The 12,748-nt window shown below is 68.5% G+C and carries 14 protein-coding genes, 1 tRNA gene and 1 pseudogene; 9 read left to right on the top strand and 7 right to left on the bottom strand.

Features of this window, described 5'->3' with window-relative positions; translation table 11 throughout:
• From mscL to FB475_RS08575, 3 genes are all read right to left on the bottom strand, one after another.
• Positions 1–414, bottom strand: coding sequence for a large conductance mechanosensitive channel protein MscL (gene mscL / locus FB475_RS08585; protein ID WP_238332034.1), 414 nt, complete (start codon positions 412–414; stop codon positions 1–3).
• A gap of 103 nt (positions 415–517) precedes the next feature.
• The gene (gene cpaB / locus FB475_RS08580) at positions 518–1,135 is read right to left on the bottom strand and encodes a Flp pilus assembly protein CpaB (protein WP_141854167.1); all 618 of its coding nucleotides are present in this window, start codon (positions 1,133–1,135) and stop codon (positions 518–520) included.
• 57 nt (positions 1,136–1,192) lie between these two features.
• A complete protein-coding gene (locus FB475_RS08575; protein WP_141854165.1) occupies positions 1,193–1,531 on the bottom strand; it encodes an FmdB family zinc ribbon protein in 339 nt (112 codons plus the stop codon).
• 187 nt (positions 1,532–1,718) lie between these two features.
• On the opposite strand from FB475_RS08575, the gene FB475_RS08570 reads away from it, so the two are divergent.
• Positions 1,719–4,262 carry a penicillin acylase family protein gene (locus tag FB475_RS08570; protein WP_141854163.1) on the top strand — a complete coding sequence of 848 codons (2,544 nt, stop codon included), beginning with the start codon at positions 1,719–1,721 and terminating at the stop codon, positions 4,260–4,262.
• Here the strand turns inward: FB475_RS08570 and FB475_RS38355 are convergent.
• The 4 genes and pseudogenes from FB475_RS38355 to FB475_RS08555 form a co-directional block, all read right to left on the bottom strand.
• Positions 4,243–4,599: a serine hydrolase gene (locus FB475_RS38355; protein WP_420359222.1), complete on the bottom strand. Its 357-nt coding sequence runs from the start codon at positions 4,597–4,599 to the stop codon at positions 4,243–4,245. The genes FB475_RS08570 and FB475_RS38355 overlap by 20 nt on opposite strands.
• Positions 4,600–4,714: 115 nt before the next feature.
• Positions 4,715–5,299, bottom strand: a pseudogene (locus FB475_RS38350) (serine hydrolase domain-containing protein); the annotation flags it as partial.
• 4 nt (positions 5,300–5,303) lie between these two features.
• Positions 5,304–6,173: an aminoglycoside phosphotransferase family protein gene (locus FB475_RS08560; RefSeq protein WP_202878288.1), complete on the bottom strand. Its 870-nt coding sequence runs from the start codon at positions 6,171–6,173 to the stop codon at positions 5,304–5,306.
• Positions 6,166–6,726, bottom strand: a complete 561-nt coding sequence (locus FB475_RS08555) for a 5-formyltetrahydrofolate cyclo-ligase (protein ID WP_141854161.1) — start codon at positions 6,724–6,726, stop codon at positions 6,166–6,168. The genes FB475_RS08560 and FB475_RS08555 overlap by 8 nt, the downstream gene beginning before the upstream one ends.
• 65 nt (positions 6,727–6,791) lie before the next feature.
• Between FB475_RS08555 and FB475_RS08550 the strand changes: the two genes are divergently transcribed.
• The 8 genes from FB475_RS08550 to FB475_RS08515 all read left to right on the top strand — a co-directional run bounded on the left by FB475_RS08550 (position 6,792) and on the right by FB475_RS08515 (position 12,577).
• Positions 6,792–8,177 carry a UTP--glucose-1-phosphate uridylyltransferase gene (locus tag FB475_RS08550; RefSeq protein ID WP_141854159.1) on the top strand — a complete coding sequence of 462 codons (1,386 nt, stop codon included), beginning with the start codon at positions 6,792–6,794 and terminating at the stop codon, positions 8,175–8,177.
• On the top strand, positions 8,174–8,659 hold the full coding sequence (locus FB475_RS08545; RefSeq protein ID WP_141854157.1) for a GNAT family N-acetyltransferase: 486 nt from the start codon (positions 8,174–8,176) through the stop codon (positions 8,657–8,659). Before FB475_RS08550 ends, FB475_RS08545 begins: the two co-directional genes overlap by 4 nt.
• 57 nt (positions 8,660–8,716) lie before the next feature.
• Positions 8,717–9,943, top strand: coding sequence for a molybdotransferase-like divisome protein Glp (gene glp, locus FB475_RS08540; RefSeq protein WP_141854155.1), 1,227 nt, complete (start codon positions 8,717–8,719; stop codon positions 9,941–9,943).
• Positions 9,940–10,437 (top strand): cyclic pyranopterin monophosphate synthase MoaC, encoded by a 498-nt coding sequence (gene moaC, locus FB475_RS08535; protein ID WP_141854153.1) that lies wholly within the window; start codon positions 9,940–9,942, stop codon positions 10,435–10,437. The genes glp and moaC overlap by 4 nt, the downstream gene beginning before the upstream one ends.
• Positions 10,434–10,922 (top strand): MogA/MoaB family molybdenum cofactor biosynthesis protein, encoded by a 489-nt coding sequence (locus FB475_RS08530; RefSeq protein ID WP_141854151.1) that lies wholly within the window; start codon positions 10,434–10,436, stop codon positions 10,920–10,922. Before moaC ends, FB475_RS08530 begins: the two co-directional genes overlap by 4 nt.
• Positions 10,922–11,539, top strand: a complete 618-nt coding sequence (locus tag FB475_RS08525) for a GNAT family N-acetyltransferase (RefSeq protein ID WP_141854149.1) — start codon at positions 10,922–10,924, stop codon at positions 11,537–11,539. The genes FB475_RS08530 and FB475_RS08525 overlap by 1 nt, the downstream gene beginning before the upstream one ends.
• 97 nt (positions 11,540–11,636) lie before the next feature.
• On the top strand, positions 11,637–12,431 hold the full coding sequence (gene sepX / locus FB475_RS08520) for a divisome protein SepX/GlpR (protein WP_141854147.1): 795 nt from the start codon (positions 11,637–11,639) through the stop codon (positions 12,429–12,431).
• A 73-nt stretch (positions 12,432–12,504) separates the two neighbouring features.
• Positions 12,505–12,577: transfer RNA gene (locus FB475_RS08515), tRNA-Ala, on the top strand.
• Positions 12,578–12,748: the final 171 nt, after the last annotated feature.

Genomic DNA, 12,748 nt, shown 5'->3' with positions numbered 1-12,748 from the left:
CTACCGGAGGTCCGAACGCCCAGCGCGCAGGAGGTCCCGGATCTCGGTCAGCAACTCCTGGTCGGTGGTCAGCGGGTCGGGCTCCGGCTCCACACCGCGCTTGCGGCGCTCGGCCAGCTTGTTCAGCGGCAGCACGATGAAGAAGTAGACCGCCGCGGCGACGAACAGGAAGTTCAGGCCGGCCTGCAGGACCTTGCCGATCGAGAACTCGGCTCCGTTCAGCTTGAAGGTCCAGACCTTACTGATGTCGGCCTTGCCGAAGATCGCTGCGATCAGTGGGTTGATCAGATTGTCCACGAGCGCGGTCACGATCGCCCCGAACGCTGCGCCGATGACGACGGCGACCGCGAGGTCGACGACGTTGCCCCGCATGATGAATTCCTTGAAGCCCTTGAGCATTGTGGCTGCCTCCACGAAGCGGGTGGTTGTCCCCGGACAAGTTAGGGCCAGAGAGTCTTCCAAGCGAGGGACCGCGCCGTTTCACGACACATCGTGCCGCGACAACTTCGGAAAGTGATCACCCGGTGTCTGGTGTCATCGCCACAGTGATCCGTGAATTCGTACTCGCCTGAGCCAGCCGGGACGCGACCTCGGGTGCGGTGGCGACGACGATCAGCGCACCCGACGTACTCGATCGGGGCTCGGGCAGCGCGACGACGGGCACCCCCCGGGCGAGCAGCCGTGCCGCGTCGGCGCTCGTGGCGGCGGCGGCGTACAGGTTCACGTGGTCGCCGACTCGCAGGAGGGTGCTGATGTCGGCGTCGTCGACGCGGAACGGATAGGCGACCGAACCTGAGGGCACACCCGATGGCGCCAGGAATCTGGCGTCGGTGAGTGGCTCCCCGGCTCTGACGGGCCCGCTGAGCACGCGTGCAGTCAGCTTGCTACCAGGTGTGAGGGCGCCGGATGGCACGACGCCGGGCGGTAGCTCGATCGTGCGCAGGTCGCCGCGATCGAGCGCGGCGCCGCCGGTCAGGTCGCGCGCAGCGGCCAGCACTTTGACCGTCGGCGGCGGTGGAGGGGAGAGGGCTTGAAGTCCGAAATACACCGCGGCGGCCGCGGCGGCGCCGGCGAGGAGCCGACGGTGCCACCGGGCCGCGCGGAGCAGGTCACGAAGCAGAGAGGGGATTGTCATGCCGGAGAAAGTACGAGTTTCTCCGGCGACCGCCTCTCAGTTATCCACAGGCGGCCGTCAGGCCGCGCTGGACCCGGAGGAGGTCGACGAGCTGCTCGACGACGAAGTGGAGCTGCTGGACGACGAGGTCGAGCTGCTCGACGAAGAATCGGACGACTTGGACGTCGAAGAAGAAGACGACGAGTCGGAGGACGCCGCCGGCACCGAGCCCTTGCCGGAGGACCGGCTGTCGGTGCGGTAGAAGCCGGAGCCCTTGAACACCACGCCCACGGCGTTGAACACCTTGCGCAGGCTTCCCTGGCAATTCGGGCACACGGTCAGAGCGTCGTCCGTGAAGCTCTGGCGCACCTCGAGCGCTTCGCCACAGTCGGTGCACTGGTACTGGTACGTCGGCACGGTCGGTTCCCTTCAAGCCGCTGGCACTCCTACTACCCGACTGCTAATAATGCGCCAGCGGGCCGAAGTATTCCAAACCCGGGCGTGCCTACCTCAACTCTGCGTCCATGTCCAGCGAACGCAGAGCAACGCAAAGTTGTGAGGGACCCCATTTGGGGTGGACGGGCGGATTCTCTACGGTTGGTCCGTGCGTCGCCTGTTTCGAGTCGTCATCGCCAGCGGAATCGCCCTTGTCACGATCCTGCTGGTGATCGCCGGTACCCTCGTGTACGTCGTCCGCCACTCGTTCCCGACGTACGAAGGAACGATCGACCTGGAGGGCCTGGACGGCGACGTCAGCGTGGTCCGGGACGCGAACGGCATCCCGCAGATCTACGCCGACACCCCGGCCGACCTGTTCGCCGCGCAGGGCTACGTGCACGCGCAGGACCGGTTCTTCGAGATGGACTTCCGCCGGCACGTCACCTCCGGACGGCTGAGCGAGCTGTTCGGCAAGGACGCGCTGGAGACGGACAAGTTCGTCCGGACGCTCGGCTGGCGGCGCACCGCCGAGGCAGAGCTGCCGCTGCTCAGCCCGACCACCCGGCAGTACCTCGATGACTACGCACGCGGCGTCAACGCGTACCTGTCCACACACAGCGGCTCCGGCCTCAGCCTGGAGTACGGCGTACTCTCCCTGCAGCCCGGTGGTCCGAAGAACTACCGGCCGGAGCCGTGGACCGCGGCGGACTCGCTCTCGTGGCTGAAGGCGATGGCCTGGGACCTCGGCGGCAACCTGGACGAGGAGATCACCCGCACCAAGATGCTGGCGGCGTTCCCGGCGCGCAACGTCGAGAGCCTCTACCCGCAGTACCCGTACGACCGGAACCAGCCGATCATGGCGGCCGCCTCCGTCGGTAAGGACGGCAAGTTCAGCTCGACGCCGGGGCCCAGCCCCGAGGTCCGGCGGAGCATGCTCACCAAGGACCTGCTCAAGTCGCTGGACTCGGTGCAGAGCGTGGCCAAGGGCCTGCCGCAGCTGCTCGGTCAGGGGGACGGCGTCGGTTCCAACTCGTGGGTGGTCTCCGGCGACCACACCACGACCGGCAAGCCGCTGCTGGCGAACGACCCGCATCTCGGCGCGACCATGCCAGGTATCTGGACCCAGGTCGGCCTGCACTGCAACAACGTCGGCAAGAGCTGCCCGTTCGACGTCTCCGGGTTCAGCTTCTCCGGTCTGCCCGGTGTGGTGATCGGCCACAACAACGCGATCTCCTGGGGCTTCACCAACCTCGACCCGGACGTCCAGGACCTGTACCTGGAACGCATCGACGGCAACAACGTCCTCTACAACAACAAGTGGCGTGCGATGGCCACCCGTGAGGAGACGTTCAAGGTCGCCGGCGAGGACAAGCCGGTCAAGATCACCGTCCGCGAGACCCGGCACGGTCCGCTGATCTCCGACGTCGGTGAGGACGAGCAGAAGGTAGGGGAGATCTCCGCCTCGCAGGCGAAGTACCCGAAGGCGTACGGCGTCGCCCTGCAGTGGACCGCGCTGAACCCGGGCAAGACCGCGGACGCGCTGTTCGCGATCAACACCGCGCAGAACTGGACCGAGTTCCGTGCCGCCGCACAGCAGTTCCAGGTCCCCTCGCAGAACCTGGTGTACGCCGACACCGACGGCCACATCGGCTACCAGTCGCCCGGGCTGATCCCGATCCGTGCGACCGGTCGTGGCGACTGGCCGGTGCCTGGCTGGGACCCCAGGTACTACTGGAAGGGCTACATCCCCTTCGACGCGCTGCCGACCGAGTTCGACCCACCGAGCGGGATCATCGTCACGGCGAACCAGGCCGTGGTCCCGAACACGTACCCGTACTACCTGACCAACTCCTGGGACTACGGATACCGCTCGCAGCAGATCCTGGAGCGGATCAAGGCCGCCGGCAAGCTGGACGTGAACGCGATGGCGTCGATCCAGCTGGACACCAAGAACAAGGCCGCCGAGATGCTGGTGCCGTACCTGCTGCGGATCAGCATCGACGACGCGTTCGACAAACAGGGCCAGGACACCCTGCGGAACTGGGACTTCACGTCTCCGCCGGACTCCGCCGCCGCGGCCTACTTCAACGTGGTCTGGCGCAATCTGCTCGCGCTGACATTCCACGACCAGCTCCCTGAAGGCACCTGGCCGGACGGTGGCTCGCGGTGGTTCGAGGTGATCCACACGCTGCTCGGCCAGCCGAACAGCGGCTGGTGGGACGACATCCGGACGCCACAGCGCGAGAGCCGTGACGACATCCTCCGCGAGGCCCTGGTGAACGCTCGCACCGAGATCACCCAGAAGATGGCCCGCGAGCCGTCGAACTGGCAGTGGGGCCGGCTGCACAAGCTGGAGCTCACCAACCAGACTCTGGGCAAGTCCGGGATCGGCCTGGTCGAAAAGATCTTCAACCGCGGCCCGTACGAGCTCGGCGGCGGTACGTCGGTCGTCGACGCCACCGCCTGGGACGCCTCCGAGGGCTACGCCGTCACGGCGACGCCGTCGATGCGCATGGTCGTGGACCTGTCCGACTTCGACAACTCTCGCTGGATCAACCTGACCGGTGTGTCCGGTCACGCCTTTTCCTCGAACTACACCGACCAGACAGATCTCTGGGTCAAGGGCCAGACCCTCCCGTGGGCGTACACCAAGGGCGCAGTCGAGGCGAGCCGCAAGCATTCCCTGACGTTCACCAAGCCGGAGAGCTAGCCTCGGCGAACAGTTCCTCCGGCCAGGTCCACAGCGCCCGCTGGGTCATCAGAATCGAAATGGTCCCGTCAGAGGTCGTGGACCACAGCGTGCCGAGCCCGCCGGCCCAGCCGTACCGGCCCGGGCTGACGGACAGGCCGTAGCCCCAGCCGGTGTCCGGCCCGAGGAAGTCGACGGCCGCCGCTCGCTGTCGCGGGGTGAGGTGGTCGGTCGTCAGCTCCGCGACGGCTGCAGGCGACAGGAGGCCGCCGTCGCGCAGCATCCTGGTAAACGCGTGGAAGTCGTCCACGGTCGAGATCAGGCCGCCGGCGGCGTCCGGAAAAGCAGGCGCAGTCAGCCACTGACTCTCCCCGGCCGGATCGAGTACGTCCTCCCCCGACGTACGCCGTGGTCAGCCGGGCCGGGTCAGCCGCCGTGAACCCGGTGTCACGCATCCCCAGCGGCTCGAAGACCCTCTCGTGCAGGAACTCTTCCAACGGCTGCCCCGCCACCCGCGAGATCAGTACGCCGAGCAGGTGCGAGCCCGTTGCATACAGCCAGCGCTCACCGGGCTGGTACTGCAGCGGCATCGTCCCGAATCGCCGCATCCACTCATCGGGCTTCAACGGAGTTCGGGGCAGAGGCGGACCGAACGTGTGCAGCTCCAGCTCGGCCTCGCGCTCCCGCAACCCCGGGTTGTCCGACTCGCCCAGTCCGAGCCGGAACGTCAGCAGGTCCCGCGCAGTGATCGCCCGTTCCGCTGGAACCGTGTCGTCGATCGGCCCGGCCGGATCCCGCAGTACGACGGGATTCGCCAGCTCCGGCAGCACGTCGGCCACCGGCGCGTCCAGCGAGAGCCGCAGCTCATCGACCAGGAGCATGGTCGCGGCTGCTGTGATCGGCTTGGTGAAAGACGAGACCCGGAACAGGCCGTCCCGCTCCAGCTCCGGCCCGTCGTACGCCATTCGGCCGTGGATCTCGAGGTGCGTCTCGTCACCGCGGCTCACCAGGCTGATCAGGCCGGGGACCACTCCGTTGTCGACGTAGGTCTGCAGCATCAGGTCAGTCCAGCAGCGAACGGCATGCTGCGCCATCGGTCCGCGAACATGCGGATCGCGTCGGCGAGTGCGGGGAACTGGGGCACCAGCGGCGTACACACGAGGACCTGTAGGACCCGAGCGTGGTCCATGAGCTGCGGATCTCTGGATCGAGAGCAGCGCCGTACGCGCGGCACAGGTCTGGGCCGAAGCCCGCGAGGTCCCACTCGCGTGGACCGATGGTCACGTCCTCGAAGTCGGCCCAGAGCGGGCCGTCGACGGTGTTGATCAGGTTCCACGAGGGGGCGTCGCCGTGGATCGGCTGCACGACCGCGGCCGGGAAGGCGGCCTCAAAGCCGGCCCGGCTGGTCAGGACGGGCTCCAGCGCCTTCCACTCGGCCCGTGCGCGCTCCAGGTCTTCCTGTTCGAGCAGACCCGGTACGGCCTCTGTTGTTGCCAGACCGGCCCCGATCAGCCGGAGCGGTGTCATCCAGGGCAATTCACCCGGGTACGAAGCGAGCTGGGCGTGCAATTCCGCTACGCGAGCTGTCGCGCCCATGTAGTCCGGCTCAGCCGCCTGGTCGACTTCGACGTACATCCAGAACGTCATGCAGAGGCCGTCCTGCTCGACAGGGACCGGGTGGCTCGGCTGCACCACGGGCACGCCCTGTGCATCCAGCCACGTCATGACGTCGATCTCGCGCTGTCGACGTCGTACGGCGGGCTCTGGCTCCTGCAGGTTGTCCGGGAGCTTCATCGGCACCCGGGCGACAACTGGTGACGGTTTGAGGTGCACGACCGTCGAGAACGCCTCGTAGAGAACGGAGGGTTCGGTCACCGTCAGGCCGAGGGAGCGCGCGGCTGTGGCTGCTGCTTGGACAGCGGTCTCAGTCATCTACCGATGGTCGCAGCGCGATCAAGTGATTTGGTGTGAGCGCTGCGTCCACCGGTCTGTCGTGGGGGTCGTGCGGCAAGGTGTCGACGATCTCTGTGTCGTAGACGGCGGCCCACACCGGGGTGCCGGGGCGGACGCGGGCGATGGCGCGGTCGTACGAGCCACCGCCGCGGCCGAGGCGTACGCCGTCACGGGCGACTGCTACGGCCGGGCAGATCACCAGGTCGGCCGTGGCGATCGCGTCGGAGCCCAGGTCAATGGGGGGCTCGGACAGGCCCAGCCGCCCGGGTACGAGGTCGGCTGCACCGGGCGCGACGCCCCAGCCGAGGTCGTTGTCGGCGTACAGGATCGGCAGGAGGACCTCGTGGTGCGTCGCCAGCAGCCAGTCGATCAGGGCGCCGGTCTGCGGCTCAGGTCCCATCGACACGTAGAGAGCGACCCGGTACACGTCCGGCAGCACCTGTTGGGCGCTCGCCAGCAGTCCCTCCGCCCGGGGCCGCGCACCCCGCGCCTCCAGGAACTCCCGCCGCGCCACGGCCTTCGTCACGAACACCTTCTGATCCTAGGAGCGTGACCCGGACAACACTGGGATTGCCTGGCGTCGCCTAGGGTTGGTGCATGGGTGAGGTGGGTCTCAGACAAGCGCAGGAGAAGATGCGTGCGGCCGGTGCGGCCGACGTTGCAATACGCGTCTTCACGCACTACTACCGGTTGCTGGAGTCCGGGCAGCAGGGGAAGATTCGCGAGGAGGACATCGAGCCGGTCGGCGAACTGCCGCACCTGGACCACCTCGATACCGATCCGGACGCGATGCGCGCCGCGCTGGCCGAGACGGTGGTGATCAAGCTCAACGGCGGCCTCGGTACGTCGATGGGCGTCACCGGCCCGAAGTCCGCGCTGCCGGTGAAGGACGGGCTGAGTTTCCTCGACATCATCGCCCGGCAGATCCTGAGCACGCGGCGCAAGTACGGCGTACGGCTGCCGCTCGTACTGATGAACTCGTTCCGCACCAAGGAAGAGTCGCTGCAGATCCTCGGCGAGTACGAGGGCCTCGCGATCGACGGCCTGCCGCTCGACTTCCAGCAGAACATGGAGCCGAAGCTGCTCGCCGACGACCTGACGCCGGCCGAGTGGGACGCGGATCCCGAGCTGGCCTGGTGTCCGCCCGGGCACGGCGACCTGTTCACGGCCTTGGTTGCCTCGGGCACCCTCGACGCACTCCGCGAGCACGGCTTCCGGCACGCGTTCATCTCGAACGCCGACAACCTCGGCGCCACCCCGGACCCACGGATCGCCGCCTGGATGGCAGAACATACCGTACCGTTTGGTATGGAGGTCTGCCGACGCACCCGCTCCGACCGCAAGGGCGGCCACGTCGCGGTCCGGAAGTCCGACGGGCGGCTGATCCTGCGCGACAGCGCACAGGTCGCGGACGAGGACACGCAGTACTTCCAGGACATCACCCGGCACAAGATGTTCAACACGAACAACCTGTGGATCGACCTGGACCGGCTGGCCGAGCTGATGGACGGCCATGACGGTGTCCTCGGCCTGCCGATCATCGTGAACCGCAAGACCGTCGACCCGGCCGACCCGTCCTCACCCAAGGTGATCCAGTTGGAGACTGGGATGGGGACCGCGATCGAGACCTTCGAGGGATCGCAGGCCGTGATCGTGGACCGCAGCCGGTTCAAGCCGGTGAAGACCACGAACGACCTGCTCGTCCTGCGCTCGGACGTGTACGAGCTGGACGAGGCCGGCGACCTGACCACGACGCACGAGGGCGACGAGCCGTACGTCGACCTCGACCCGGACTACTTCAAGATCCTCGCCGACTTCGAGGCCCGGTTCGCGGCCGGCCCGCCGTCGCTGGTCGCCGCCGACCGGCTCGCGGTCCACGGTGATGTTGCCTTCGGCAAGGATGTGGTGGTGGTCGGGGACGTCGAGGTGACCGCGTCCCCCGGCGAGCGCCTGGTGATCGCGGACGGAACCGAGCTGCGTTGACCGACGACCTGCTGGTCCGTCCGCTCGAGCCGTCCGACACCGCGGAGGCCGCCGCGGTCTGGTGGCGGTCCCGGCACGCCGACGGGTCCCAGGTACCGCCGTCGATCCACACCCCGGAGCAGGTCGCGGACTGGTTCGCCGACGTACTGCTGCCGGACGGCGAGACCTGGGTGGCGCTCGACGAAGACCGGATCGTCGCGGTCCTGACCCTTGACGGCGACGACCTCGACCAGCTGTACGTCGCTCCGGAAGCATCCGGCCAGGGCGTCGGATCGCTCCTCGTCGACCTCGCCAAGGACCTCCGCCCCGGCGGGCTGGCGCTTTGGACCTTCCAGACCAACCTGCGCGCGCAGGCCTTCTACCAGCGCCACGGCTTCCAGGAGGTACGCCGTACCGACGGCTCGGCCAACGAGGAACGCCTGCCCGACGTACGGATGACCTGGGGCAAACACCCCGAATCGGAACCCGACCAGACTTCTTGACGCACCCGTCCGGAACTATCGGCAGAAACCCCCGATCCGTCGATTAAGGTCGAGTGCGTGAGACGGAGTGTGGATGAGCATCTGGAGGTCGTACTCGGACGGGTGGCGGCCCTGCCGGCGTTCGATCAGCCGTTGATGGACGCGGTCGGGCTGGTGCTTTGCGAGGACATCGTCTCGGGGGTGAGCCTTCCGGGGTTCGACAACTCGGCCATGGACGGGTATGCGGTGCAGGCCGCGGACCTGGCCGGCGCCTCGGACGAGAACCCGATCGGCCTGCCGGTGGTCGGGGAGTTCCGGGCCGGGCGGAGCGAGCCGATCGTGGTCACCCCGGGGACATGTGTGCGGATCATGACGGGTGCGCCGATGCCGCGGGGTGCGGACAGTGTGGTGCCGGTCGAGTGGACCGACGGCGGGACGGTCACCGTGCGGATCACCCAGCAACCCCCGGTCGGCGGTTCGGTGCGGCATGCGGGCGAGGACGTGACCGCCGGGACCCAGGTGCTCGACCGGGACACGGTCCTCGGGCCGCGGCAGATCGCCGTGCTGGCGGCGGTCGGCCGGGCGCGGGTCAAGGCCAGGCCGCGACCACGGGTGGTGGTGATCTCGACCGGGGCGGAGCTGCGCGAGCCGGGGAGCCGGCTCGGCGACGGGCAGATCTACGACTCGAACAGTTACACCCTGGCCGCGTGCGCGCGGGACGCCGGAGCCGTGGTGTACCGCGTCGGCATCGTCGACGACGACCCGAAGCGGATCATGGACACCCTGTCCGACCAGCTGGTGCGGGCGGACCTGGTGATCACCACCGGCGGCGTCAGCATGGGCGCGTACGACATCGTCAAGGAGGAACTGTCCAAGCTCGGCACCGTGGACTTCCCGCAGGTCGCGATGCAGCCGGGGAAGCCGCAGGGGTTCGGGGTGATCGGTGACGACGAGGTGCCGATCTTCACGCTGCCCGGCAACCCGGTGTCGGCGTACATCTCGTTCGAGGTGTTCGTCCGGCCGGCGTTGCGCAAGATGATGGGGCAGATGCCGTACCGGCGGGCGCTGGTGCCGGGCGTGACGCTCGACGGGTTCAGCTCACCCGCGGGGCGGCGGCAGTTCGTCCGCGCCGCGGCCACCTCCGGCGACCAGGGCTGGATGGCCAGTACAGTCGGCGGGCACGGATCGCACCTGCTCGGCGGACTGAGCCGGGCGAACGCCCTGATCGTGGTGCCCGAGGACGTGACATCGGTCCGGGCCGGCGACCAGGTCGAGCTGATGTTGCTGGATGAGGAGAGCGGATGACGCAAGACCCTGGCGGTGTTGGGGCCGGCGGCCTGACGCACGTCGACGAGACCGGCGCCGCGCGGATGGTGGACGTGTCGGCGAAGGACGTGGGTGCTCGCCGGGCCGTTGCCAGCGGCAAGGTTCTTGTCTCGGCCGAGGTGGTGACGGCGCTGCGCGGTGACGGCGTACCGAAGGGCGATGCGCTCGGGGTCGCCCGGATCGCCGGGATCATGGGCGCGAAACGGACCCCGGACCTGGTGCCGCTGTGCCATCCGATTGCGATCACCGGCGCGAAGGTCGACCTCGAGGTCGCGGACGACGCCGTACTGATCCGGGCCCAGGTGAAGACCACCGACCGGACCGGCGTCGAGATGGAGGCGCTGACCGCTGTGGCGGTCGCCGGGCTCGCGGTCATCGACATGGTCAAGGCGCTGGACCCGGCGGCCGTGCTGTCCGACGTGCGCGTCGAGCTGAAAGAAGGCGGTAAGACCGGGCACTGGGAGCGGCCGTGAGGGCCCTTGTCGTCAGCATCTCCAACCGCGCGGCCGCCGGTGTCTACAGCGACACCACGGGTCCGCTGATCGCGTCACGCTTGTCCGACTGGGGTTTCGACGTGTCCGGTCCGGACGTTGTGCCCGACGGCGCGCCGGTGGGCGAGGCGCTGCGCGCTGCGGTCGAGGCGTCGTACGACGTTGTGCTGACAACAGGTGGTACGGGGATCTCGCCGACCGACGAGACGCCTGAGCAAACAGTTGCCGTACTGACGAAGGTCGTTCCGGGCATTGCCGAGGCGATCAGGGCCTACGGGATCGCGAACGGCGTACCGACCGCGGCACTGTCGCGCGGGCTGGCCGGTGTCGCCGGCTCCACGGTCATCGTCAATCTGCCCGGTTCGCGGGGCGGGGTGAAGGACGGCCTTGCGGTGCTGGAGCCGTTGCTGCGGCATGCGGTCGAGCAGGTGCGCGGCGGCGACCACGTACGGACGGACACCGACTGATGGCGATCGTTCACTGGCCCGTCGAGCTGAAGCACGGACAGGTCGGGCTGAGACCGTTGCGCGCCGGCGATGGCGCCGAGTGGGCCGCCGCGCGGCAGCGCAACGTGAGCTGGTTGCGGCCCTGGGACGCGACCCAGCCACCCGGCGCCGAAGACGGCGCGCGAACGTTCCGCGCGATGGCCCGCGACTGGAACCGGCAGGCGCGGTACGGCCGGATGCTCCCGTTCGTGATCACCTACGGCGGGGCCGCGGGCGCCGGCGCCCGGTCGAAATGGCCGCTGGTCGGACAGCTCACCGTCTCCGGGATCACCTACGGATCGGCCCGCTGGGCCAACCTCGGCTACTGGGTCGACGAGCAGTACGCCGGTCGCGGCATCGTGCCGACCGCGGTCGCGATGGCCGCCGACCACTGCTGGTTCACCCTCGGCCTGCACCGCATCGAAGTCGCGATTCGCCCGGAGAACAAGGCAAGTCTGCGCGTCGTCGAGAAACTCGGCTTCCGGTTCGAGGGCGAGCGGCCGCGGTTCCTGCACATCGACGGCGACTGGCGCGACCACCGGATCTTTGCCCTCAACATCGAAGAGGTCGGACCCGGTCTCGTAGCGCGACTGCCCTGACTACGGTGCGTGCTATTCACATCAGTCACACGAGTCTTCTTGCGACACACCGCGCCACGTACCCCATCTGGCAGCCGCCGCGCCTTAGCGTCATCGCATGGGGACGACAGGGTTGATCTATGTGGCGATCGTCGCCGCGTGGGCTGCCTATCTCGTCCCGATGTGGCTGAAGCGCGGCGAGGAACAGCGACGCAAGCCCGTCGTGCCGTCGTCGGACGAAGCGCGCGTGCTGTCCCGCGACCCGTCGCGACCGCGGTACGTCGTACGCCCGGCCGGACCCACCGCCGCCGAGGACCCGTCACCGCCGAAGCGGTACATCCCCAACCGAGCCCGCCGGGTGGCCGCGATGCGGCGTCGGCGGGTGCTGTCGATCCTGACCCTGTCACTGCTGTCCGTCGTCGCCCTCGCCGGTCTCGCGATCGTGCCGTGGTGGTCGGTGGCAGTACCGGGGGCCCTGATCGTCGGCTTCGTCGTACTCACCCGGATCCAGCTCCGGCGCCAGGCCCGCGCACGGATGATCGCCGCGGCGCAACGGCGTGCCCGTGCCCAGGCCAAGCACGACCGCGGCCCGGCCGGCAAGCCCGCGCCGACGCCCGACGAGGAGATGACCATCGAGGTCAAGCTCCCCGCCGAGCCTGCGCCCGTACCGGTCCCGGTCAAGGAAGACAAGCCCGCGGCGGGAGCACTCTGGGACCCGGTCCCGGTCACCCTGCCGACCTACGTGATGAAGGAGAAGGCGCCTGACCGTACGGTCCGGACCATCTCCCTCACCGACGACGAGGTTTTCTCCAGCGCCCGTACGACGGACCCGTCCGAGAAGCCGGCAGCCGTCGAAACGCCCGCCCCGAAGCAGGTCGAAGAGCCAGAGGTGAAGCGCGCCGTCGGGGACTGATATCCGGTTTTAGATACCGAGCCTCTACGTGTTAGAGTTTCGCGGTCGCCAGGGAAACCCGGCGACCAAGCTCGGGGCTGTGGCGCAGTTGGTAGCGCGCTTCGTTCGCAACGAAGAGGCCAGGGGTTCGAATCCCCTCAGCTCCACGAAGGCGATGGGCGACGTGTGTCGCGCACTGACGTGCGCTGACCGCGTCGCCTTCGTCGTGTTGTGCGGCTTCGCTTCGCTCGCCGCGAGCGGGGGCTCCGCCACCCGCACCCCCTGGGCCTTCGCTTCGCTCGGCCGCTGTGGTTGGGTTGGGCGGTTGGCGCGGGGGC

Source organism: Kribbella jejuensis (assembly GCF_006715085.1).
In the GTDB taxonomy this organism is placed as follows: domain Bacteria; phylum Actinomycetota; class Actinomycetes; order Propionibacteriales; family Kribbellaceae; genus Kribbella; species Kribbella jejuensis.
This window is presented reverse-complemented; position numbering and strand designations above follow the sequence as displayed.

What these genes read in the sequence shown, in the direction of transcription:
- FB475_RS08550 (WP_141854159.1), top strand. Translation starts at nt 6,792, where the DNA reads ATGGGTGAGGTGGGTCTCAGACAAGCGCAGGAGAAGATGCGTGCGGCC.
- cpaB (WP_141854167.1), bottom strand. Translation starts at nt 1,135, where the DNA reads ATGACAATCCCCTCTCTGCTTCGTGACCTGCTCCGCGCGGCCCGGTGG.
- sepX (WP_141854147.1), top strand. Translation starts at nt 11,637, where the DNA reads ATGGGGACGACAGGGTTGATCTATGTGGCGATCGTCGCCGCGTGGGCT.
- FB475_RS08560 (WP_202878288.1), bottom strand. Translation starts at nt 6,173, where the DNA reads ATGACTGAGACCGCTGTCCAAGCAGCAGCCACAGCCGCGCGCTCCCTC.
- FB475_RS08525 (WP_141854149.1), top strand. Translation starts at nt 10,922, where the DNA reads ATGGCGATCGTTCACTGGCCCGTCGAGCTGAAGCACGGACAGGTCGGG.
- moaC (WP_141854153.1), top strand. Translation starts at nt 9,940, where the DNA reads ATGACGCAAGACCCTGGCGGTGTTGGGGCCGGCGGCCTGACGCACGTC.